This window comes from Microbacterium keratanolyticum (genome assembly GCF_016907255.1).
Lineage (GTDB): Bacteria > Actinomycetota > Actinomycetes > Actinomycetales > Microbacteriaceae > Microbacterium > Microbacterium keratanolyticum.
Map to the genome: position 1 here is coordinate 2,812,724 of NZ_JAFBBQ010000001.1, position 22,161 is coordinate 2,834,884.

Here is a 22,161-nt window from a genome sequence, read left to right on the forward strand (position 1 = left end):
AAGGAGTCTCGTGGCACTCACCACCGACGTCAAGGCAGAACTCGTCAGCATCCGGAATGCGCCTCCGACAGTGCGCGTCGCGGAGGTGACGGCGGTCCTCCGGTTCGCCGGCGGACTGCACTCGATTGCCAACCGCGTTGCTGTCGAAGCTGAGGTGGATGCGGAGCTGCTGGCTCGCCGCGTCGCTCGTGATCTCGCGGAGATCTTCGGTGTTCGTCCCGAGATCGCCCAGGTGCAGGGGGCGTCCGGCCACGAGAGTGCCCGCTACGCGGTCCGTGTCATCGCGGCTGGCGAGACCCTGGCTCGCCAGACCGGGCTGCTCGACCAGCGTCGCCGTCCGGTCCGTGGACTTCCGAACCGTCTCACGACCGGCTCCCGCGAAGAGCTCGCCGGTCTGTGGCGCGGTGCCTTCCTCGCCGCGGGTTCGCTCAGCGAGCCCGGCCGTTCGGCCATGCTCGAGGTCGCCTGCCCGACGTCAGAGGCCGCGATGGCCCTCGTCGGGGCGGCGCATCGCATCGGCATCTCGGCAAAGGCCCGCGAGGTGCGGGGGATGCCCCGCGTCGTCGTGCGCGAGGGCGAATCGATCCGCGCCCTGCTGAGCCTCATGGGCGCGGAGAAGACCGCAGCAGCCTGGGAAGAGATGCGTCAGCGCCGTGAGGTGCGCGCTGGTGTCAACCGTCTGGTGAACTTCGACGACGCGAACCTGCGTCGTTCTGCGCAGGCCGCTGTCGCCGCCTGCGCGCGCGTCGAGCGCGCGCTCGAGATCCTCGGTGAGGATGTGCCCGATCACCTGCGGATGGCGGGGGAGCTTCGCCTCTCGCACCGTGACGCGAGCCTGGACGAGCTGGGGCACCATGCAGATCCGCCGCTGACGAAGGACGCCGTGGCGGGTCGCATCCGACGTCTCCTCGCGATGGCTGACAAGCGTGCGCAGGCCGATGGCATTCCGGGAACCGAGTCGGCGGTGCCCGCAGGCCTCGACAACTGAGCGCGTCGCTCACCGTCTCCACGGAACGGGAAGGAACCCGGCCACGACGGCGTTGCCCTCAGTAGGATGAACGATGTCCGGCCTCCTGCCGCATTCGGCGGCGCGAGGACCCTGTAAGCGCCGCGGCGCGGCGCGGATTGGATGAACCGAAATGGCGATTTACACGCTCCCCGACCTTCCCTACGACTACTCGGCCCTCGAGCCGCACATCAGCGGCAAGATCATGGAGCTGCACCACTCGAAGCACCACGCCGCGTATGTCGCCGGCGCGAACACCGCGCTGGAGTCGCTGGCCGAGGCACGTGAGACGGGGAACCTCGCGAACGTCAACAAGCTCGAGAAGGACCTCGCGTTCAACCTCGGCGGCCACGTGAACCACTCGATCTTCTGGACCAACCTCTCGCCGAACGGTGGCGGCGAGCCCGAGGGTGAGCTGAAGGCAGCCATCGACGAGTTCTTCGGATCGTTCGAGAAGTTCCAGGCGCACTTCACAGCTGCGGCTATGGGCATCCAGGGCTCGGGCTGGGCGGTGCTCAGCTGGGACGTCATCGGTGAGCGCCTCATCATCCAGCAGATGTTCGACCAGCACGCGAACACCGCGATGGGCACGGTGCCGCTGTTCCAGCTCGACATGTGGGAGCACGCCTTCTACCTCGACTACCTCAACGTGAAGGCCGACTACGTCAAGGCCGCTTGGAATCTCGCCAACTGGGAGAACGTCGCCGAGCGCTTCGTAACGGCGCGCGAGAAGACCTCGGGCCTGCTGGTACTGTCGTAAACAAACGGGCGTCCCGATGGGAATCACGCCCGTCGGGACGCCGTTGTCCTGCTGCCTTCCACGCAATCGCGCGTCATGCGCTTTGAGAAACAGGAGACCTCCGTGTCTGTAAAGATCGGAATCAACGGCTTCGGCCGTATCGGCCGGAACTACTTCCGCGCGGCACTCGAGCAGGGTGCAGACATCGAGATCGTTGCGGTCAACGACCTCACCGACAACAAGACCCTCGCACACCTGCTGAAGTACGACTCGGTGGGCGGCGTTCTCAACGCTGACATCAGCTACGACGACGACAGCATCACGGTCAACGGCAAGGAGATCAAGGCCTTCGCCGAGCGTGACCCCGCCAACCTCCCGTGGGGTGAGCTGGGCGTCGACATCGTCATCGAGTCGACCGGCTTCTTCACCAAGGCAGAGCTGGCCAAGAAGCACATCGAGGCCGGCGCGAAGAAGGTTCTCATCTCGGCTCCCGCATCGGGCGACGACGCGACCATCGTCATGGGCGTCAACGAAGAGACCTACAACCCCGAGACTGACCACATCATCTCGAACGCCTCGTGCACCACGAACTGCCTCGCGCCCCTCGCGCAGGTCTTCAACGAGGCCTTCGGCATCGAGCGTGGCTTCATGATGACGGCACACGCCTACACCGCAGACCAGAACCTGCAGGATGGCCCGCACGGTGACCTTCGCCGCGCCCGCGCCGCCGCCATCAACATCACCCCGGCATCGACCGGCGCTGCCAAGGCCATCGGCCTGGTCCTGCCGGAACTCAACGGCAAGCTCTCGGGCTCGTCCTACCGTGTTCCGGTTCCCACCGGCTCGATCGTCGACCTCACCCTCATCACCGACCGTGACGACCTCACGGTCGACGAGGTCAACGCCGCCTACAAGAAGGCTGCTGCTGAGGGCCGTCTGAACGGTGTGCTGCAGTACAACGAGGACGAGATCGTCTCGAGCGACATCGTGCACAACCCGCACTCCTCGATCTTCGACGCGACGCTCACCAACGTCAGCGGCAACCTGGTCAAGGTCTCGAGCTGGTACGACAACGAGTGGGGCTACTCCAACCGTCTCGTCGACCTGACCGAGTACGTCGCAGAGCGTCTCTGATCCGCATATGAGTCTGCGCACCCTCGAATCTCTGGGTTCGCTCGATGGCAAGCGCGTCATCGTTCGTTGTGACCTGAACGTTCCCCTGCGGGACGGCGTCATCACGGACGATGGCCGCGTGCGCGCATCGCTGCCGACCCTCAACGCCCTGATCAACCAGGGCGCCCGCGTCATCATCTGCTCGCACCTCGGACGGCCGGATGGCGCGCCTGACCCGCAGTACAGCCTCGAGCCGGTCGCTCAGCGACTCTCGGAGCTGCTCGGCAAGCCGGTCGCGTTCGCTCGCGACACGGTGGGCGAGTCCGCACAGGAGGCCGTGGCCTCGCTCGAAGACGGCGATGTCGTCGTGATCGAGAACCTGCGGTTCAACGCGGGGGAGACCTCGAAGGATGCGCAGGCTCGTGCGGAGTTCGCGACGCAGCTCGCATCGCTCGGCGATGCGCTGGTGTCCGATGGCTTCGGTGTCGTTCACCGCAAGCAGGCCAGTGTCTACGAGCTCGCGCAGCAGGTGCCGTCCGCTGCGGGACTGCTGATCGCGACCGAACTCGACGTGCTGGATCGTCTGACCGAGAACCCCGAACGCCCCTACACGGTCGTCCTCGGTGGTTCCAAGGTCAGCGACAAGCTCGGTGTGATCTCGCACCTGCTCCCGCGCGTCGACCGCATCCTCGTGGGCGGCGGCATGCTGTTCACGTTCCTCGCGGCCGAAGGTCACGCTGTGGCATCGAGCCTGCTCGAAAAGGATCAGCTCGACACGGTTCGCGGCTACCTGGCTGAGGCGGCGGAGCGCGGTGTCGAGATCGTCCTGCCGACGGATGTCGTCGTCGCGGCGTCGTTCGCTGCGGATGCTGCGCACGAGACCGTCGCAGCTGACGCGATCGAGAGCACGGCATTCGGCGCATCCGGTATCGGCCTCGACATCGGCCCGGAGACGGCTGCCCGCTTCGCGGAGGCGATCCGCGGATCGCGCACCGTCTTCTGGAACGGCCCGATGGGCGTGTTCGAGTTCCCGGCGTTCGCCGCCGGAACCAAAGCCGTCGCACAGGCGCTGACCGAGGTCGACGGCCTCGGCGTCGTCGGCGGTGGCGACTCTGCTGCGGCCGTGCGTCAGCTCGGTTTCAGCGATGACCAGTTCGGTCACATCTCGACGGGCGGAGGCGCAAGCCTTGAGTTCCTCGAGGGCAAGAAACTCCCCGGCCTGGAGGTGCTCGGATGGGCGTAACCGCTCGTACCCCGCTGATTGCGGGCAACTGGAAGATGAACCTGGACCACCTGCAGGCGGTCGCGTTCGTGCAGAAGCTGCACTGGACGCTCAAGGATGCCAAGCACGAAGACGGCACCGTCGAGGTTGCGGTCTTCCCGCCGTTCACCGACCTGCGCAGCGTGCAGACGCTCATCGACGCCGACAAGATCCCGTTCGCACTCGGTGCGCAGGACCTGTCTGCTCACGACTCGGGTGCCTACACGGGCGAGATCTCGGGTGCGTTCCTTGCCAAGCTCGACGCAAAGTACGTCATCATCGGCCACTCCGAGCGTCGCGAATACCACGCCGAGGGCGACGATGTCGTTGCGGCGAAGGTCAAGGCCGCGCTCAAGCACGGACTCGTGCCGGTGATCTGCGTCGGCGAGACGGCAGAGGATCTCGAGAAGTTCGGTGCGAGCGCGGTTCCGGCCGGTCAGCTCAAGGCCGCTCTCGAGGGTGTTCCGGCGTCTGCGGAGATCGTCGTCGCCTACGAGCCGGTCTGGGCCATCGGCTCCGGCCAGGCGGCAACGCCGGCGCAGGCACAGGAAGTGTGTGCTGCACTGCGCAGCGTTCTTTCCACAGTTCTCGATGCGGATGCCGCAGCACGCACCCGCGTGCTCTACGGTGGCTCGGTGAAGGCTTCGAACATCGCGTCCTTCATGCGGGAGCCCGACGTCGACGGTGCGCTCGTCGGAGGCGCAAGCCTGCTGGCCGATGAGTTCAGCTCGATCATTCGGTTCCAGAAGCACGTCGGTGTGTGACGCGGGTTCGCTGACACCCTCGACGTATACTTGACCGTTATGCGGACAGCCCCGTCCGCCTGAAAGGCCATTTCGTGCAGATTCTTCAGTTTGTCCTGCAGGTGCTGCTGGGCATCACCAGCGTTCTGCTGACCCTTTTGATCCTTCTTCACAAGGGTCGCGGTGGCGGTCTCTCCGACATGTTCGGTGGTGGCATGTCCTCGGCAGCCGGCTCGTCCGGTCTCGCTGAGCGCAACCTCAACCGCTTCACGATCATCCTCGCCCTCGTCTGGTTCATCGCCATCGTCGCACTGGGCCTGATCACGAAGTTCGAGGTCATCTGATGGCTACCGGAGGAAACGCTATTCGCGGTACCCGTGTGGGTTCTGGTCCCATGGGCGAGCAGGATCACGGCTACCACGCAGACCGCATCGCGGTGTCGTATTGGGACGGCCTCGGCAACGAGACCGTTCGCTACTTCGCCGCGGGCCTCCCGGAGGAGGAGATCCCCGAGGTCATCGATCACCCCCAGACCGGCCTGCCGGCAGGGCGTGACAAGGAGAACCCGCCGGAGATCGCGAAGGCCGAGCCGTACAAGACGCACCTCGCCTACGTGAAGGAACGTCGCACCGACGATGAGGCTGTACAGCTGCTCGAAGACGCGCTGACGCAGCTGCGTGAGCGTCGCGGACAGATCTGATCTGAACGACCACGCGAAGAAGACGCGGCAGCGACCGCTCTCGTGAGAACTGCCCCTGGCTCTGCCAGGGGCAGTTCTCGTTTCAGCGGTGTGTGGGAGTGCGCTGATTCTGCGCGTCAGCGGCAGGATGCGGCGGCGTCGATCATGCTCTGCTCCGGGTATCCGTAGAGTGAGGCGCCGTTGCCTTCAGCGGTGTGACCCATGCTCAGCGCCCAGGCCGTCGCCCAGGCCTCGTTCGCGGCCTGATCCTCCCAGTCGAACTTCTCCCAGCATTTCGCGGCGATCGCGTGCCCCACCTCATGGGTGACCAGGGCGCGCATCACATCGCTGGGCCACATCTCGGCCACAGAGTTGGAGAGCGTGATGGTGGAGAAGCCACCCGAAGCGGAGTTCCAGGTCGCGGTTCCTCCCGCGCTCCCGTTGTCGCCATGTCCGTTCACGATGTCCGCCCAGTCGAAGTCGAGCAGCACACCCCCGGCGATGGAGCGGGCGTAGTCCTCGATCTCGAGGCGCACGTCATAGAGATCGCCTGACTTCTCGTCGAGTTCTTGAGCCGCCGATACGCGAACAGCTTCGACCGCCTGTTCGAGGTGCTGATAGATGTCGCCGGAGAGCTCGTCGAAGTCTGAACCCGCTGCTGCCGCGTCGACACCTGCTTCCCGCAGAGCGATGACGTCGGCTGTGCGCGCCCAGCGGTTCTCGGTCTCAATTGCGGGAACGGCGCCGGCAGCACCGACCAGGGCGGCGCTGCCCGCTGTCGTGAGCGTGTCGAGCGCGACGTCCAGGTCATCCGCGAGTGATTCGAGGTCGGCGTCGGCTTCGCGAGCCGCAGCGGTGTCTTCTCGCAGCGCGGCCGCGGCGGGGATGAGCGACCAGAACCACGCGGGCTTGCTCGGCGAGGCCGCCGCATCACTCGTGATCTTCGCGTCTGCTTCCGCTGCCGCGTCTTCCGCGCTCTTCAGCGCCACCTCGAGTTCTCCGCGCGCCTGGGCGGGAAGAAGCGCATCCGTCCCGACGCTCAGGATCGTGCGTCCGGCGGCTGCCGTACCCTGCGTCTGCAGCACGAGCGCAGCGGACTCCTCGCGGGTGCGCTCCCAATCGCCGGAAGCGTCCTCCCACTTCGCGCGCGCATCGTCGTAGGCGAGATGAGAGGCGAGCTGCACACCCGCGCCGACGCACAGCATCAGCACGGCGACCGCAGGATAGATCCACCGTCTCTGGCTTCGTGCCCGCACGGCGAGGGGAGTTGTGGCGTCGGCCGCTCCACCGTGAAACTGCGGAGGAAGCTCATGACGGCCGGACGTCGGGGGCCCAGGGTGGACGATCGGCTCTGTCATATGCAGACTCCTGTCGCTCGGGCGTGAGGCGACTCTATCGCGGTCGTCGTGCGTGAAATGCAGAACGCCCCGCCGAGTGGCGGGGCGTTCAGGATCGGAGGGGCTGACGAGAATCGAACTCGCATCATCTGTTTGGAAGACAGAGGCTTTACCACTAAGCTACAGCCCCGTTTCCGGGGCTCAATCGCACCGGTCGTGGATATTCAATTGTTGATTCTGCGGAACCCGACCTTCCGGAAGGGGACTCATTGATCATAGCGGACGTTGGGGGGTGCTCTTGTCCGTTAGACTCGTCGAGGCCGTTCCCGCGTGCGCGGGTTCATCCGGGGCGTAGCTCAGCTTGGTAGAGCGCCCGCTTTGGGAGCGGGAGGTCGCAGGTTCAAATCCTGTCGCCCCGACGTCGTATACGTGACACCTCTCGACCGCGCCGCTGAAGTGCGCGGGTCATTCACAAGGAGAACATCAGCATGGCGAACAGCACCGTTGAGACGCTGACCCCGACTCGGGTCAAGCTGAACATCACGGTCACCCCGGAAGACCTCAAGCCCGGCATTGCGCACGCTTACGAGCACATCGCTCAGGACGTGCAGATCCCCGGCTTCCGCAAGGGCAAGGTTCCGGCGCCGATCATCGACCAGCGCGTCGGCCGCGGTGCGGTCATCGAGCACGCCGTCAACGAGGGTCTGGACCGCTTCTTCCAGGAGGCCGTCGCGGAGCACAAGATCCGCATCGTCGGTCGCCCGTCGGCAGACATCACCCAGTGGCCGAACGAGAAGGACTTCTCCGGCGACCTGCTCGTCGAGATCGAGGTTGACGTCCGTCCCGAGATCACGCTGCCCAGCTACGACGACATCACGCTCACGGTCGACGCCGTCGAGACGGATGAGGCCGCGATCGAGGAGGAGCTCAACAACCTCCGTGCGCGCTTCGGCACCCTGATTCCGGTCGACCGTCCCGCAGCCAAGGGCGACTTCGTCGAGCTCGACCTCGTCGCGACGATCGATGGCGCTGAGATCGACCGCGCCGAGGGCGTGTCCTACGAGGTCGGCTCGGGCGAGCTGCTCGAGGGCATCGACGACGCAATCGAGTCGCTGACGGCTGGCGAAGACACCACGTTCCGTTCGAAGCTCGTGGGCGGCGACCACGCCGGCTCCGAGGCGGAGGTCTCCGTGACGGTCAAGGCTGTCAAGGAGCGCGAGCTTCCCGAGGCTGACGACGACTTCGCCCAGATCGCGAGCGAGTTCGACACGATCGCCGAGCTCCGCGAGAGCCTGAGCGAGCGTGTCTCGCAGCAGGGCGTGTTCGCGCAGGGCTCTGCCGCGCGCGACCAGCTCATCGAGGCGCTCCTCGCCAAGGTCGAGATCCCTGTCCCGCCGAAGCTGATCGAAGACGAGGTGCACAACCACCTCGACGGTGAGGGTCGCCTTGAGGACGACGAGCACCGCGCCGAGGTCACCGAGGCGAGCGAGAAGCAGTTCCGCACGCAGGTGCTGTTCGACGCGATCGCCGAGGACGCGAACGTCCAGGTGTCGCAGGACGAGCTGACGCAGTACCTGATCCAGTCGGCTGCGCAGTACGGAATGGCTCCGCAGGAGTTCGTCGAGGCGCTGCAGTCTGCAGGTCAGCTTCCTGTTCTCGTCGGCGAGGTTGCGCGCAACAAGGCCATCGCGATTGCGCTCGGCAAGGTGAAGGTCGTGGACTCGAACGGCAAGGCTGTCGACCTCAGCGGTTTCATCGCCGTCGACGAGGACGAGACCGAAGACGCTGCTGCGGAGGAGAAGCCCGCGAAGAAGGCCCCTGCGAAGAAGGCTCCGGCGAAGAAGGCTGCCGCGGACGACGCAGAAGCCAAGCCCGCCAAGAAGCCGGCTGCAAAGAAGGCTCCGGCCAAGAAGGCTGACGCCGCCGAGTAATTCGGTCGGTGTGGAGAAGGGCGGATGCTGCGGCATCCGCCCTTCGTCGTCTCAGAGAGGATGAGCGGATGAGCTGGCACGAGCGGGTGGATGCCGTCTGGGCGGACGAGGCGCTGGACGATATGGCGCGTGTGCGCGCGATCGATGCGCTGGCTGCGGAGCGGGCGCCCGGGGATGCGCAGGCCCTGTTCGAGCAGGCCGGCGCGCGCGACTCGGCGGGTCTGGAGGAGGACGCAGAGCCGCTCTATCGCGCCGCCCTGCGCGGTGGGCTCGAGGAAGGTCTCCGTTCGCAAGCCGTGATCCAGCTCGCGAGCACGCTGCGCAACCTCGGACGCCTTGAAGAGAGTCTGACTCTCTTGGCCGAGGAGCGCCGTCGCGGCGGGGAGCTGCAGGATGCCGCATCCGCCTTCTATGCGCTCGCGCTCGTCTCCGCCGGGCGGGCACAAGAGGCGGCGAGCGTCGCACTCGCTGCGCTCGCGCCCCACCTGCCTCGGTACACGCGCTCAGTCACCGCCTACGCGGCTGAGCTCGCGTCTGACGCCACAGACTGAGGATCACCGCACGTCGTCGTCGCTGATCGCGGTGCCCTGCACCATCTCGACCCAGCGGGTGAGGAATGCTGCCCCGGCCTCATCGTGGATGAGTTCACCGGCGGTGAGGACGGGATAGGGCGTCTCCGGAACGCCATCGGCGGGGCGCACGTCGACGTGCGCGACGTCATACCCCTGTTCGTGGAGCCAATCAGCCATGGCGTAGTCCGTGCGAGAGTCGCCGACGGTGCGCCAGCGGATCGGCAGCGGCCCCTGGGGGAGGAGGAGCTCGATCGCCCGGAGTGCGCCGAGGTCTTTCCCCAGGCGAATGGACTCGATGTCGGTGGAGATGATGGTCGAGTCGATCCGGTAGTCGATCGTGGCCGCGGATGCGGGCGCTTCGCGGCCGTCGTGCTCGACGCCCAGATCGTGGCGAGCCATCTCCGTGAAGGCTGCGGCGTCGAAGTCGCGCTGATGGTGCTTGTAGTCCGCGTTGTCGACATACGTGTGCTGCTCGACCGAGACCATTGCCCGCTTCGTGTGGTCGAAGAACATGTGCGAGGAGAAGCGCTCCGAGACCAGACGCTCGATGGACTCTCCGTAGGGCGCAGGCACGGCGAGTTCGGGGGAGACGTGGATCTCGCCCACTCCGCGAGGCGTGATCTCGAACCAGACCGCTCCCTTCTCGCACACGGCGAACACGCGCGCGTGCTCGGGAAGACCTGCCGCGAGCAGCGGCTCGACGACCTCGTCACGGATGAACGCGTCCGAACGCCCGGTGTTGAAGACGATCGGCACGCCCGCGTGCGCGAGGGTGACGAGATCCTGCACGATCGAGTCGATCGCGATCGAACGGCTGACCGGGCTGGCGATGGGGCCATCGACGTCAAGGAGCAGGCCGAGCGGTGGTGCGGAGACAGACATACCTCGACGGTACCGGGCTTCCGTGCGGCCGCAGACCGCATGGCGTCATACGGTCTCCGGCTACGGGGAGAGACGCGCGATATGCCGACGGCGAACACGCGCGGTGCACCGCGTCGGCGCCGGTAGATTCGAATCACCGAACACGGAAACAGGAGCTGACATGGCTGCAGAACCCCTCGTCGCGACGAGCGTCTTCGACAGGCTGCTGAAAGATCGCATCATCTGGCTCGGCTCAGAGGTGCGAGACGAGAACGCAAACGAGATCTGCGCGAAGATCCTTCTTCTCGCCGCAGAAGACTCCGAGCGTGACATCTACCTCTACATCAACTCGCCCGGCGGGTCGATCACGGCGGGCATGGCGATCTATGACACCATGCAGTTCGTCCCGAACGACATCGTCACCGTCGGCATCGGCATGGCGGCCTCGATGGGCCAGCTGCTGCTGACCGCGGGCACCAAGGGCAAGCGCTACATCACGCCGAACGCCCGCGTGCTGCTGCACCAGCCGCACGGCGGTTTCGGCGGTACGTCCAGCGACATCCAGACGCAGGCGCAGCTCATCATCTCGATGAAGAACCGCCTCGCCGAGATCACGGCAGCGCAGACCGGCAAGTCCGTCGAGCAGATCAACGCCGATGGTGACCGCGACCGCTGGTTCACCGCTGAGGAGGCGCTGGAGTACGGCTTCGTGGACCACATCCGCGAGTCGGCCACCGACGTCATCGGCGGCGGCGGCACCGACCAGGACGCCAAGTAGGAACCGGAGCGAGAGGACTCTCATGCACACCCCCACCTTCCGCTCAGCCGGCAACCTGCCGTCCAGCCGATACGTTCTTCCGCAGTTCGAAGAGCGCACCGCCTATGGCTTCAAGCGCCAGGACCCGTACAACAAGCTGTTCGAAGACCGTGTGATCTTCCTCGGCGTGCAGGTCGACGACGCCTCAGCCGACGATGTGATGGCTCAGCTCCTGGTTCTGGAGAGCCAGGATTCCGAGCGCGACATCACGATGTACATCAACTCGCCGGGTGGCTCGTTCACGGCGATGACCGCGATCTACGACACCATGCAGTACGTGGCGCCGCAGATCCAGACGGTCGTTCTCGGTCAGGCGGCGTCGGCGGCATCCGTGCTGCTCGCCGCCGGAGCGCCGGGCAAGCGCCTCGCCCTGCCCAACGCACGTGTGCTCATGCACCAGCCGGCGATGGGTGAAGCAGGCCACGGTCAGGCATCCGACATCGAGATCCAGGCCGCGGAGATCCTCCGCATGCGCACCTGGCTCGAAGAGACGATGGCCCGCCACACGGGCAAGTCCGTCGAGCAGGTCAACCGCGACATCGATCGCGACAAGATCCTCTCGGCGGCGGAGGCCCTGGAGTACGGCATCGTCGACCAGGTGCTGACCAGCCGCAAGCGCACGCCGCTCTCCTGAGCGCAGCGCAAAAGGGGGTGACTCGGATGATCCGGGTCACCCCCTTTTCGCGTCGCAATCCGGTCTGAGCGAATGTGCAGCGCCCCCGCCGTTCGTGCTCATATGAGCAATGCGGTGCGCGTACGCAGGTACGGGCGTATGGTCGAGGCATGACGATCACTCTCGACGACGAGCTGCTCGCCGTGCGTGTCGCGGAGCTCTACTACGACGACAACAAGACACAGGACGAGATCGGCGGCCTGCTGCGCATCTCGCGCTGGAAGGTCGGTCGTCTGCTGGCTCAGGCGCGCGAGGCGGGGATCGTTCGGATCGAGATCGTGCACCCGCGTGCTCGCAGGCTCGGCGTCGAGCGAGAGCTCCGCCAGCGATTCGGGCTCGCGGACGCGGTCGTCGTCCCCTCTTCGGGGGAAGGCGAGGATTCGCTGGAGCGCGTCGCACAGGCTGCGGCGGACCTGCTGGCCGCGCTCCGACCCGTGCCTCGCACGCTCGCGGTCAGCTGGGGACGCACGCTCACCGCGACCGCAGAGCGGCTGCCCGAGCGATGGGCGCACGGCGTCACGGTCGTACAGATGAATGGCGGCGTCAGTGTGAATCGCCGTCCCGGCGGGGCGGCCTCCCTCGCGGCGACGATCGCCCAGCGTGGCAACGGTCAGGTCGCGCTGCTGCCCAGCCCCGCGATCCTGGAGCGTCTGGAGACCAAGCAGGCGATCGAAAGCGATCGCACGGTGGCGGGAGTCCTTGAGCAGGCCGCATCCGCGGACGCCTTCCTCTTCACGGCGGGTGCGTGCGACCGTCATTCTGCGCATGTCGAGAACGGCTACCTGAGTGTCGACGACATCCTCGAACTCGCCCAGCGCGGTGCGGTCGGCGACGTTCTCGGCCGCTACATCGACGCGGACGGCCATATCGTCGCTCCTGAGCTGGATGCGCGCACGGTCGGCCTGGGGCTCGACCGCCTGCGTTCCGCGGAGACCGCCATTTTCGTGACGTCCGGTCACGGCAAATACGACATCGCCCGCACCGTCGTGACGACGGGGCTGTGCAGCGTACTCGTGACCGACGAAGAAACCGCTCGAGCACTCTTGGAGGAGAAGTGACGACAAGTGAACTCACCCGCCGGACGGCGGAAGACATGTTGGGTGGTGAACCCGACAACGCGACACTCCGGCGCTTCCTGCATGGGCTGCCTGGCGTCGATGCCGTGGGGCTCGAGCAGCGCTCTGCGGCGCTCGGCACCCGTTCGATCAAGACGACGTCCAAGGCGTGGGCGCTCGACACGATCGTCCGGCTCATCGACCTGACGACGCTGGAGGGTGCGGATACACCGGGGAAGGTGCGATCGCTCGTCGCGAAGGCGATGAACCCGGATGCCGCGGATCCGACGACCCCGTTGGTCGCCGCTGTCTGCGTCTACGGCGACATGGTGCCCTACGCGGTCGAGGCGCTCGGCGCACGGCACGGCGACCCGGATCACGGTGGCGTCTCCGTCGCCGCCGTGGCGACGGCGTTCCCGAGCGGTCGCTCATCGATGGCCATCAAGCTCGCGGACACCCGTGAGGCCGTCGCTGCCGGCGCGGATGAGATCGACATGGTCATCGACCGCGGCGCGTTCCTCTCGGGGAACTACGCACTCGTCTTCGAGCAGATCGTGCGTGTCAAAGAAGCATGCCGCCGTGAGGACGGCAGCTACGCCTCGCTCAAGGTGATCCTGGAGACGGGGGAACTGAACACCTACGACAACATCAAGCGGGCGTCATGGCTCGCCATCCTGGCGGGCGGCGACTTCATCAAGACGTCCACCGGCAAGGTCGCCCCTGCGGCCACTCTGCCCGTGACGCTGCTCATGCTGGAGGTCGTGCGCGACTGGTACCGCCTGACCGGCGAGAAGATCGGTGTGAAGCCCGCCGGTGGCATCCGCACGTCCAAGGACGCGATCAAGTATCTCGTTCTCGTTGCCGAGACCGTGGGGGAGGACTGGCTGCAGCCGCACCTCTTCCGCTTCGGCGCTTCCAGTCTTCTGAATGACGTTCTCCTGCAGCGCCAGAAGCTTCGTACCGGCCACTACTCCGGCCCCGACTACGTGACCATCGACTAGGAGCATGATGAGTTTCCTGGAATACGCACCCGCGCCCGAGGCGCGATCGATCCTCTCGCTGCGCGACAGCTACGGACTCTTCCTTGACGGAGAGTTCGTCGAGGGACGGGGAGAGCCGTTCACGACGATCTCCCCGGCGGATGAGTCGCACATCGCAACGATCGCGCACGCCTCCGAAGAAGACATCGACGCTGCGGTCGCCGCAGCGCGCCGCGCCCACACCAAGGTGTGGTCGAAAATGTCCGGTCGTGATCGCGGGAAGTACCTCTTCCGCATCGCGCGGCTCGTGCAGGAGCGCGCCCGTGAGCTCGCTGTCGCCGAGAGCCTCGACAACGGCAAGCCCATCAAGGAAGCCCGCGACGTCGATGTTCCGCTCGTCGCATCCTGGTTCTTCTACTACGCAGGCTGGGCCGACAAGCTCGACTACGCCGGCCTCGGCGCCGACCCCCGCTCGTTGGGCGTTGCGGGGCAGATCATCCCGTGGAACTTCCCGCTGCTGATGCTGGCGTGGAAGGTCGCCCCCGCTCTCGCGGCGGGCAACACGGTCGTCCTGAAACCGGCGGAGACCACGCCGCTCACCGCGCTCCTGTTCGCGGAGATCCTGCAGCAGGCGGATCTTCCCGCTGGAGTCGTCAACATCGTGACCGGGGCAGGTGCCACGGGAGCGGCGCTCGTGCGGCATCCGGATGTCGACAAGATCGCCTTCACCGGATCCACCGGCGTCGGGCGTGAGATCGCACGCACGGTCGCAGGTTCCGGAAAGAGCGTGACGCTGGAGCTGGGCGGCAAGGCTGCCAACATCGTGTTCGATGACGCCCCGATCGACCAGGCGGTCGAAGGGATCGTCAACGGCATCTTCTTCAACCAGGGGCACGTCTGCTGCGCAGGGAGCCGTCTGCTTGTGCAGGAGTCCATCCACGACGAGGTCGTCGACCGCCTCAAGACTCGTCTGTCGACTCTGCGCCTGGGCGATCCCCTCGACAAGAACACCGACATCGGTGCGATCAACTCCGCCGAGCAGCTGGCTCGAATCAAGGAGCTCAGCCAGATCGGCGAGGACGAGGGCGCCCAACGCTGGACCGCGGAGTGCGCGATCCCGGAGAAGGGCTTCTGGTTCGCCCCGACGATCTTCACCGGCGTCGAGGCATCCCACCGCATCGCCCGCGACGAGGTCTTCGGACCCGTCCTCTCGGTGCTGACCTTCCGCACTCCCGCCGAGGCGATCGCTAAGGCCAACAACACTCCGTACGGTCTGTCGGCGGGCATCTGGTCGGAGAAGGGCTCGCGGATCCTCGCGGTCGCCGATCGACTCCGCGCGGGCGTCGTCTGGGCCAACACCTTCAATCGTTTCGACCCGTCGAGCCCGTTCGGCGGATACAAGGAGTCTGGCTACGGCCGCGAAGGCGGACGCCACGGACTCCAGGCATACCTCAAGGGGGCAAAGTGAGCGCGCGACTGACTGTTCCGAAGACGTACAAGCTCGCCATCGGCGGGGCCTTCCCGCGGAGTGAGTCCGGGCGCACCTACGAGGTGCGCTCTGCGAAGGGGGCGTTCCTCGCCAATGCGGCCAAGGCGTCGCGAAAGGACGCGCGCGATGCGGTCGTCGCTGCCCGCGCCGCTGTCAAAGGCTGGTCCGGGGCGACGGCGTACAACCGCGGCCAGGTGCTCTACCGGGTTGCGGAGGTGCTCGAAGGGCGCCGTGCGCAGTTCGTCGACGAGATCGTCCTGCAGCAGGGTGTGAACGCTGCCGCGGCGGGCGCGCAGGTCGACGAGGCAATCGACCTCTGGGTCTGGTACGCCGGTTGGTGCGACAAGTATGCACAGGTCGCCGGAAACGCGAACCCTGTCTCGGGTCCGTACTTCAACATCTCGGTTCCGGAGCCGACGGGCGTTGTTGCGACGATCGCCCCGCAGGACTCCGCTCTGCTCGGCCTGGTGGCGACCGTCGCGCCTGCGCTTGTGGCGGGTAACACGGTGGTCGTGATCGCGAGCGAGCAGTATCCGCTCTCGGCGATCAGTCTTGCGGAGGTGCTCGCGACGAGCGATGTGCCCGGCGGTGTTGTGAACGTGCTGACGGGCTCGCCCGCGGAGATCGCTCCGTGGCTGGCATCGCACGCCGACGTCAACGCGCTCGATCTCACCGGTGCGGGCGCGCTGGAGTGGATCGACCTGCAGATCGCGGCAGCGGATACCCTCAAGCGCGTCATCACGCCGGGGGAGCCGACCGCATCACCGCAGCGGATCGCGGCGTTCACCGAGGTGAAGACCGTGTGGCATCCGAAGAGCATGGTCTGAGTCAGCGGATGAATGAGGCCGGCGCCGGGAGAAATCCCCGGCGCCGGTCTCATTGTTGTCCTGCCGTGTGCGGATCAGGCCTCGTCCGGCGCCGAGGATGTTGCGAACAGGTCGAGCGGCACGACGGACAGATCGACGACGTGCTTGGCGAGGTAGACGAACTTGCCCGGAGCCTGGGCCGTGAAGGTCACGGTGACGAGGGTCCGTGCCTCTTTCCGGGGTGAGCCGATGCGACGCGTGTCGGTGATGTACGGGGCCAGGCGCAGAGAGGTCAGTGCGGCTTTCGCCTGATACTGCGCGCCGAGCTGCGCGAACAGGGTGGCCTCATCCGAGGCGTCGACGGGCTCGTGCCCGGCCTCGATGAACTCCAGTGCGCTGGCGACGATCCTGTCGCCGATCAGCAGCTCACTCTCCCACGTGACGATGTCGTCCCCGCGCTGGATCTCGAGGAGCCGGGAGTTCCACTCGGTTGCGGGGGAAGGTGTGCGGGCGACGCGACGGACGACGACAGGGGAGTGGGTGCGCGCCATCGCCTCGAGTGAGACGACCGTCCCGAGGCGTGCCGGTGCCATTCCCGCGATGTGCCGGCGCCGTCCGGGACCGCGCTCGATCACCCCATCCTCTTCCAGAAGAGCGAGCGCCTGCCGGACGGTGGTCCGGCTGACACCGAGCTGTCGGGTGAGCTCTTCCTCGGTGGGGAGGGCGGCATGGGGGTCTCGGGACGTCGAGAGGGCGTCGAACAGGCTGTCGTAGACCTGGACGGCGAGCGGGCGGCGGTCACGGACCGGCGGAAGCTTCATGAGGGTCATTCTGGCAAAGGTCTCCGGTCGGCTTCAATCTGTAGTATGTTGTCGAGCATTAGACATTGTAGTCAGATTGTTTAGCGGGAGAGATTTCGTGCACTCGGAGACCAGAGTCAACGTCGTCGGCGGTTTCACCATCGACGCGATCATCCGTGCCGATGGCACCTGGACGACAGGCCAGCTCGGTGGAAACGCGCTGTGGGCGTCCGCGGGGATGCGGCTGCGCACCGGGGCACACCCGGTGGCGCATTCGGTGATCGGTGTGGACTATCCGGCATCCGCACTCGACGCCGTACGTGCGCAGGGGATCGACATCCACGGCGTCCGCCGGGGTGGAGGGCGCACAGCGCGGATCACCTTCGCCTACCGTCCGGACGGCACCCGCTCGCAGCCCGCTCCCGCGGATGCCGTCGGCCGACTTCCGCTCCACGTGCAGCCGGAGTTCGCCGACACGACGCGGGAGCCGGCGATCACCCTCGCCTCGCTGCCGGAGGGGGCGGATCTTCTCAGCGCCGCCGTAGAAGGCGGAGCGTGGCACCTCGGGCTGCTTCCTCCCGCACGTTTCGCGGAACTGACCTCCGCGCTCCGTGGCGCCGGGGTCGGATACCTCCAGGCGGATTGCCCGGCGCGCTCCGAACTGCTGCGCGATGGTGATGCCGTGCTGCGCTCGCACCTGAGTGAGCTCGATGCCTTCCTTCCGAGCACATCCGACACCGACGTCTTCGCTCCCGGTGTCGCGCATGCGGAGCTGGTCTCTCGCTTCCACGAGTACGGCGCACCGATCGTCGTGATGAAGCGCGGCGAAGAGGGAGCACTGGTCTCGGATGCGACCACCGGCGAGCGCTGGTCTGTGCCGGCGTATCCGGTCGGCGAGCACCTGGATGCCACCGGCGCCGGTGACGTCTTCTGCGGCGTCTTTGCCGCCGCGCGCGCTGCCGGTGCGACGGTGATCGACGCTGCGGTGGAGGCATCCGTCTATGGCTCCTATGCGCTCAACGCTCCCAGCCCCCTGGCGCTTATCGCCCAGCCTCTCGACGACATCGACGAGCGCATCCACCACATTCGAAACGGAGTGACCCCGCTATGAGAAAGACCACGATCGGCGTCATCGGCAACGCCGCGCGCCCCGGCGTCGAGCTGCCCGCAACGCTGCTCGGCGCGGCCCGTGAGGTGGGTGCGCACATCGCCCGATCGGGTGCCGTCCTCGTCACCGGAGGAACCGGCGGGGTCATGGAGGCCTCTGCTGAGGGAGCGAAGTCCGTCGACGGTCTGACGATCGGCTTCTTGCCGCAGGCGGACTTCTCGCATGCCAACGACTTCACAGACATCGCGTTCCCGACCGGAATGGGCACGATGCGCAACATTCTCACAGCCCGCTGCTGTGATGCCCTCATCATGGTCGGCGGCGGTATCGGCACGCTCAACGAGCTGACGATCGCCTATGACGTGGGCACGCCCGTCATCGTGCTGCGTGGCACGGGCGGGTGGGCCGATCGCATCGCATCCTCGCTCGTCGACGGGCGCTGGCTCGATGAGCGACGCGTCTCCGAGCTGGAGTTCGCCGATTCCCCCGCGGATGCCGTCCGCGACGCCCTCGCCGCTGTGCACCGTCCACGCCGTGCCGGCGCGCTCCAGGCGCACACCGGTCATGCCGGTGCCTGAACCCACACTTTCCATCCACCCGAACACCCGTACCCACTCCGGAGGAGAACAATGAAGTCCATCCGCACGCGCGCCGTCCTCGCAGCCATCGCTGCCGCCGCGCTCGTCACCACACTCACCTCGTGCGCCCCCGCGGCGGACAGCGCTGCGGAAGGCGCCGACTTCGGCGGCCTCGCTCTTCAGCTGTCCTTCGTGAAGAACTCGCAGAACAGCGGCGAGTACATCGCCGACAGCGAGGGCTTCTACCTCGACGAGGGCTTCACGAGCGTCGACCTCATCGCCGGCCCGACCGCGGTCGAGGCATCCGTCGCATCGAACAAGGCCGACGTCGGCTTCTCGACCGCGCTGACCGCCGCGAACGTCATCGCGACCGAGGGCATGCCCGTGAAGATCGTCGGCGCGGTCTACCAGCGCAACGCCTTCACGATCCTGTCGCTCGACGGCGACGGTGCGATCCGCACGCCGAAGGATCTGGAAGGTGCTCGCATCGGCATCACCGCCGGTACCGCGAAGACGATCGTCGAGGCGCTGGCCAAGGCCAACGACATCGATCCGGCATCGGTCACATTCGTCCCGGCCGAGGGCAACCCCGCGTTGCTGACGAACGGCGAGGTCGACGGATACTTCGGCCTCGACACGAACGAGCGCATCGTGCTCGAACAGCAGGGACATAAGATCGTGTCGCTTCCGCTCGCCGAGAACGGCCTGCCCTTTGCAGGCACGAGCTTCATCGTGACCGATGACGCACTCAAGAACGATCGGGAGCGCGTCAAGGCCTTCCTGCGCGCGGAGATCCGCGGGTGGACGGCGGCGATCGCCGACCCGCAGAAGGGCGTCGACCTCGCGCTGAAGACCTACGGATCCGACCTGGGCCTGGACGCGAAGAAGGAAGCAGCGCAGGGCGCGATGCAGATCGACTACGTCTACCCTGCGACGTCTGCGGAGACGGGTCTGTTCTATCTCACGGAAGAGGCCATCGCGCAGAACATCGCATCGATCGAGTTCGCCGGCGTCAAGATCGCCGCGGCCGACCTGTTCGACATGAGCCTGCTCGACGAGATCTACGCCGAGAACCCCGAGTTGCGGGAGGTCGGCAAGTGACCGCGAGCGCACTTCACGAGCGCGGTGACGCGGTGTCATCCGCGGATCAGGGATTCGTGCTGGACGGTCTGACGAAGACGTTCGGGCGAGGAAAGGGCACCGTCACGGCGTTGTCGGACGTCTCGCTCTCCACCCAGAAGGGCGAGCTGCTCGCCCTTCTGGGGCCCTCGGGCTGCGGGAAGTCGACGATCCTGCGCATCCTCGCCGGGCTGGATGAGCCTTCTGCGGGCAGCGTCACGGTGCACGGCGAGGACCCCGCCCGCATTCGTGCGCAGCACCAGATGGGGATCGCCTTCCAGGACTCGGCGCTGCTGCCGTGGCGCAGCGTCTACGCGAATGTGCGCCTGCCGCTGGAGATCTCCGGGGTGGATGTCGCGCGCGACGAACTGCTGGATCTGATCGGACTGGTCGGACTCAAGGGCTTCGAGAACGCCCGACCCGCACACCTCTCCGGAGGGATGCGCCAGCGCGTCTCGATTGCGCGCGCTCTCGCGGTGCGTCCGTCCGTGCTGCTGCTGGATGAGCCCTTCGGCGCTCTCGATGACATGACCCGTCAGCGGATGAACCTGGAGCTGCAGCGGATCCTTGCGGCGAAGCCCGCCACGACCCTGCTCGTGACCCATGGCATCACCGAGGCGATCTTCCTCGCAGATCGGGTGGCCGTCATGAGTGCTCGTCCTGGGCGCGTCAAGACGATCCTCGACATCGACCTGCCGCGGCCGCGGACGCCGGAGCTCATGCGCTCGCCTGAGTTCCATGCGCTCGTCGACGAGGCGACCGAGCTGCTGTTCGAGGAATCCAACGCGCTTCCTGCCGAGGCGCGACGATGAGTGCCACGGTCGCGATCGCCGTCGGCGCGAATCCGCGGCGACGGCGCATCGATCCGCGGCTGTTCGGCGTGCTCGGATCGCTCGGGATCATCGCGCTGTGGTGGCTTCTGGCCGCGGGGCCGCTCGCGGCCGCGGGCACGGTTCCCACCCCGCCCGCGGTGGTTGCGCAGTTCGCCGCCGACGGCTTCGCCTTCTACTGGGCGAACGCCTCGGTGACGATGCTCGAGGCGGTCCAGGGCTATGCCATGGGTGTCGGTCTCGGCCTGGTGGCCGCATCGCTCGCTCTCATGATCCCGGCGACCGAGCGCTTCGTCGTGCAGCTCGCCGTCATCACGTACTGCGTCCCTATCGTGGCCATCGGCCCCATCGTCTACCTGCTGGTGGGTGCTCCGCGCGGTGGCGGGCCCTCCGGAACGGCCATCGTGCTCGCCGCGATCGCGGTGTTCTTCACCACGGTCGTCAATGCGATGCTTGGGTTCCGGGCGGCGGACAAGCGCGCGCTCGACCTGGTGACGGCCTACGGCGGCGGCGCCGCGACGCGACTGCGCAAGGTGCAGCTCTTCAGTGCGCTGCCGTCGATCTTCAGCGCTCTGAAGATCGCGGCTCCCGGCGCACTTCTCGGTGCGATCCTCGGCGAGTACGTGGGCGGAGTGGACCGCGGGCTCGGTGCCGCGATGGTCAACGCGCAGCAGAACATGGACGTCGAGCGGACGTGGGCGGTCGCGATCGTCGCCGCGGCGATCGCGGGCGGATCGTTTGCACTGATCGGGCTCCTGGAGTGGTTCGCGCGTCGCATCGGACTGGTCGCCGAGGCGACGACGGCCGGCTTCGCGAGTGAGGATGCCCTGCAGGGTCGCGGGGGCTGGCGCTCGGTGCTGGCGACCGTCGGCACGGTCGCGGTGCTCGTACTGCTCTGGGATCTCGCGCTGAGGATCTTCCACGTCTCTCCGTTCGTCGGCAAGGGGCCGCTCGACGTGTGGGCGTTCTTCACAACAGCCGAGGGCGCGGCGGCCAACAGATCGCAGATCCTCGCCGACACGGTCGTGACTCTCGGCCATGCGGGCATCGGTTTCACGGCTGGTCTGGGAGCGGCGATCGTCATGGCGATGCTGTTCGTGCTCGTGCCTCCGCTCGAGTTCGCGATCATGCCGTTGGCGATGATGATGCGCTCGGTGCCGCTGGTCGCGCTCGCGCCCATCGTGATCCTGATCTTCGGACGGGACATCATGACCCTCTCCGTGATCGGTGGACTCGTGGTCTTCTTCCCGGCGCTCGTGAACGTGACCATGGGGCTGCGCAGCACTCCGGCGCAGATGACCGACCTCATCAGCGTGTACGGCGGGCGCACGCCGACGGTGCTGCGGATGGTGCGGGTTCCGGCGGCGCTTCCCGCCCTGTTCTCATCGATCAGGATCGCCATTCCGGGAGCGATCGGCGGCGCGCTGCTCGCAGAGTGGCTCGCCACCGGAAACGGACTGGGGTACGGCATCGTCTCGGCAATCGGACGGTCTGACAACACCTTCGTCTGGGCCTGTGTCGTCGCGATCACGCTCTCGTCGCTGCTCCTGTACGGCGTGGCGTCGATCATCGAGCGCGTCGTGCGGCGCCACTGGGGCGGATGACCGCGGAGCGTGCGACCCCGACTGGATGTCTTGCAGTCGGGGTCGCATCAATGCGGCCCA

General features: G+C 66.7%; 23 protein-coding genes and 2 tRNA genes. 21 read left to right on the forward strand and 4 right to left on the reverse strand.

Annotated features, from left to right (window positions below; all coding sequences use genetic code 11):
• Positions 1-10: 10 nt before the first annotated feature.
• From whiA to JOD62_RS13580, 7 genes are all read left to right on the forward strand, one after another.
• Positions 11-988: a DNA-binding protein WhiA gene (gene whiA / locus JOD62_RS13550; RefSeq protein ID WP_204939773.1), complete on the forward strand. Its 978-nt coding sequence runs from the start codon at positions 11-13 to the stop codon at positions 986-988.
• Between the two features lie 151 nt (positions 989-1,139).
• Complete coding sequence (locus JOD62_RS13555; protein ID WP_204939774.1) at positions 1,140-1,766, forward strand: superoxide dismutase; 627 nt, start codon at positions 1,140-1,142, stop codon at positions 1,764-1,766.
• A gap of 102 nt (positions 1,767-1,868) precedes the next feature.
• On the forward strand, positions 1,869-2,879 hold the full coding sequence (gene gap, locus JOD62_RS13560; RefSeq protein WP_204939775.1) for a type I glyceraldehyde-3-phosphate dehydrogenase: 1,011 nt from the start codon (positions 1,869-1,871) through the stop codon (positions 2,877-2,879).
• Between the two features lie 7 nt (positions 2,880-2,886).
• Positions 2,887-4,101, forward strand: a complete 1,215-nt coding sequence (locus tag JOD62_RS13565) for a phosphoglycerate kinase (RefSeq protein WP_204939776.1) — start codon at positions 2,887-2,889, stop codon at positions 4,099-4,101.
• The gene (tpiA, locus tag JOD62_RS13570; protein ID WP_204939777.1) at positions 4,092-4,883 is read left to right on the forward strand and encodes a triose-phosphate isomerase; all 792 of its coding nucleotides are present in this window, start codon (positions 4,092-4,094) and stop codon (positions 4,881-4,883) included. Before JOD62_RS13565 ends, tpiA begins: the two co-directional genes overlap by 10 nt.
• 74 nt (positions 4,884-4,957) lie before the next feature.
• Positions 4,958-5,206: a preprotein translocase subunit SecG gene (gene secG / locus JOD62_RS13575; RefSeq protein ID WP_204939778.1), complete on the forward strand. Its 249-nt coding sequence runs from the start codon at positions 4,958-4,960 to the stop codon at positions 5,204-5,206.
• Positions 5,206-5,562 carry an RNA polymerase-binding protein RbpA gene (locus JOD62_RS13580; protein WP_204939779.1) on the forward strand — a complete coding sequence of 119 codons (357 nt, stop codon included), beginning with the start codon at positions 5,206-5,208 and terminating at the stop codon, positions 5,560-5,562. Before secG ends, JOD62_RS13580 begins: the two co-directional genes overlap by 1 nt.
• A 116-nt stretch (positions 5,563-5,678) precedes the next feature.
• On the opposite strand, the gene JOD62_RS13585 is transcribed toward JOD62_RS13580, so the two are convergent.
• Positions 5,679-6,899, reverse strand: coding sequence for a hypothetical protein (locus JOD62_RS13585; RefSeq protein ID WP_204939780.1), 1,221 nt, complete (start codon positions 6,897-6,899; stop codon positions 5,679-5,681).
• Between the two features lie 98 nt (positions 6,900-6,997).
• Positions 6,998-7,068: transfer RNA gene (locus tag JOD62_RS13590), tRNA-Gly, on the reverse strand.
• A 155-nt stretch (positions 7,069-7,223) separates the two neighbouring features.
• On the opposite strand from JOD62_RS13590, the gene JOD62_RS13595 reads away from it, so the two are divergent.
• The 3 genes from JOD62_RS13595 to JOD62_RS13605 all read left to right on the forward strand — a co-directional run bounded on the left by JOD62_RS13595 (position 7,224) and on the right by JOD62_RS13605 (position 9,360).
• Positions 7,224-7,297 (forward strand) — tRNA-Pro (locus tag JOD62_RS13595).
• A gap of 69 nt (positions 7,298-7,366) precedes the next feature.
• Positions 7,367-8,809, forward strand: a complete 1,443-nt coding sequence (gene tig / locus JOD62_RS13600; RefSeq protein ID WP_204939781.1) for a trigger factor — start codon at positions 7,367-7,369, stop codon at positions 8,807-8,809.
• Positions 8,810-8,877: 68 nt separating this feature from the next.
• The gene (locus JOD62_RS13605) at positions 8,878-9,360 is read left to right on the forward strand and encodes a tetratricopeptide repeat protein (protein WP_204939782.1); all 483 of its coding nucleotides are present in this window, start codon (positions 8,878-8,880) and stop codon (positions 9,358-9,360) included.
• Between the two features lie 3 nt (positions 9,361-9,363).
• Here the strand turns inward: JOD62_RS13605 and JOD62_RS13610 are convergent, their stop codons facing one another.
• On the reverse strand, positions 9,364-10,263 hold the full coding sequence (locus JOD62_RS13610; RefSeq protein ID WP_204939783.1) for a hypothetical protein: 900 nt from the start codon (positions 10,261-10,263) through the stop codon (positions 9,364-9,366).
• A gap of 160 nt (positions 10,264-10,423) precedes the next feature.
• Here JOD62_RS13610 and JOD62_RS13615 point away from each other — a divergent pair, with 160 nt between their 5' ends.
• From JOD62_RS13615 to JOD62_RS13640, 6 genes are all read left to right on the forward strand, one after another.
• Positions 10,424-11,020: an ATP-dependent Clp protease proteolytic subunit gene (locus JOD62_RS13615; protein WP_204939784.1), complete on the forward strand. Its 597-nt coding sequence runs from the start codon at positions 10,424-10,426 to the stop codon at positions 11,018-11,020.
• Between the two features lie 22 nt (positions 11,021-11,042).
• On the forward strand, positions 11,043-11,693 hold the full coding sequence (locus tag JOD62_RS13620) for an ATP-dependent Clp protease proteolytic subunit (RefSeq protein ID WP_204939785.1): 651 nt from the start codon (positions 11,043-11,045) through the stop codon (positions 11,691-11,693).
• A 149-nt stretch (positions 11,694-11,842) separates the two neighbouring features.
• Positions 11,843-12,790: a sugar-binding transcriptional regulator gene (locus tag JOD62_RS13625; protein WP_204939786.1), complete on the forward strand. Its 948-nt coding sequence runs from the start codon at positions 11,843-11,845 to the stop codon at positions 12,788-12,790.
• A 35-nt stretch (positions 12,791-12,825) separates the two neighbouring features.
• Complete coding sequence (gene deoC / locus JOD62_RS13630) at positions 12,826-13,788, forward strand: deoxyribose-phosphate aldolase (RefSeq protein ID WP_204940221.1); 963 nt, start codon at positions 12,826-12,828, stop codon at positions 13,786-13,788.
• Positions 13,789-13,795: 7 nt separating this feature from the next.
• Entirely contained in the window at positions 13,796-15,235 is a 1,440-nt protein-coding gene (locus JOD62_RS13635) for an aldehyde dehydrogenase family protein (RefSeq protein ID WP_204939787.1), read from the forward strand.
• The gene (locus JOD62_RS13640) at positions 15,232-16,083 is read left to right on the forward strand and encodes an aldehyde dehydrogenase family protein (RefSeq protein WP_204939788.1); all 852 of its coding nucleotides are present in this window, start codon (positions 15,232-15,234) and stop codon (positions 16,081-16,083) included. The genes JOD62_RS13635 and JOD62_RS13640 overlap by 4 nt, the downstream gene beginning before the upstream one ends.
• 74 nt (positions 16,084-16,157) lie before the next feature.
• Here JOD62_RS13640 and JOD62_RS13645 read toward each other — a convergent pair whose 3' ends face one another.
• Complete coding sequence (locus JOD62_RS13645) at positions 16,158-16,883, reverse strand: GntR family transcriptional regulator (protein ID WP_239526714.1); 726 nt, start codon at positions 16,881-16,883, stop codon at positions 16,158-16,160.
• A gap of 97 nt (positions 16,884-16,980) precedes the next feature.
• Between JOD62_RS13645 and JOD62_RS13650 the strand changes: the two genes are divergently transcribed.
• From JOD62_RS13650 to JOD62_RS14940, 5 genes are read left to right on the forward strand one after another with little or no spacing between them, the layout of a single operon-like run.
• Positions 16,981-17,973 (forward strand): carbohydrate kinase family protein, encoded by a 993-nt coding sequence (locus tag JOD62_RS13650; RefSeq protein ID WP_204939790.1) that lies wholly within the window; start codon positions 16,981-16,983, stop codon positions 17,971-17,973.
• Positions 17,970-18,548, forward strand: a complete 579-nt coding sequence (locus JOD62_RS13655) for a TIGR00725 family protein (protein WP_204939791.1) — start codon at positions 17,970-17,972, stop codon at positions 18,546-18,548. Before JOD62_RS13650 ends, JOD62_RS13655 begins: the two co-directional genes overlap by 4 nt.
• Before the next feature lie 51 nt (positions 18,549-18,599).
• A complete protein-coding gene (locus tag JOD62_RS13660) occupies positions 18,600-19,649 on the forward strand; it encodes an ABC transporter substrate-binding protein (protein ID WP_204939792.1) in 1,050 nt (349 codons plus the stop codon).
• Positions 19,646-20,479 (forward strand): ABC transporter ATP-binding protein, encoded by an 834-nt coding sequence (locus JOD62_RS13665; protein WP_307818827.1) that lies wholly within the window; start codon positions 19,646-19,648, stop codon positions 20,477-20,479. Before JOD62_RS13660 ends, JOD62_RS13665 begins: the two co-directional genes overlap by 4 nt.
• Positions 20,476-22,101 (forward strand): ABC transporter permease, encoded by a 1,626-nt coding sequence (locus JOD62_RS14940; RefSeq protein ID WP_239526717.1) that lies wholly within the window; start codon positions 20,476-20,478, stop codon positions 22,099-22,101. Before JOD62_RS13665 ends, JOD62_RS14940 begins: the two co-directional genes overlap by 4 nt.
• Positions 22,102-22,161: the final 60 nt, after the last annotated feature.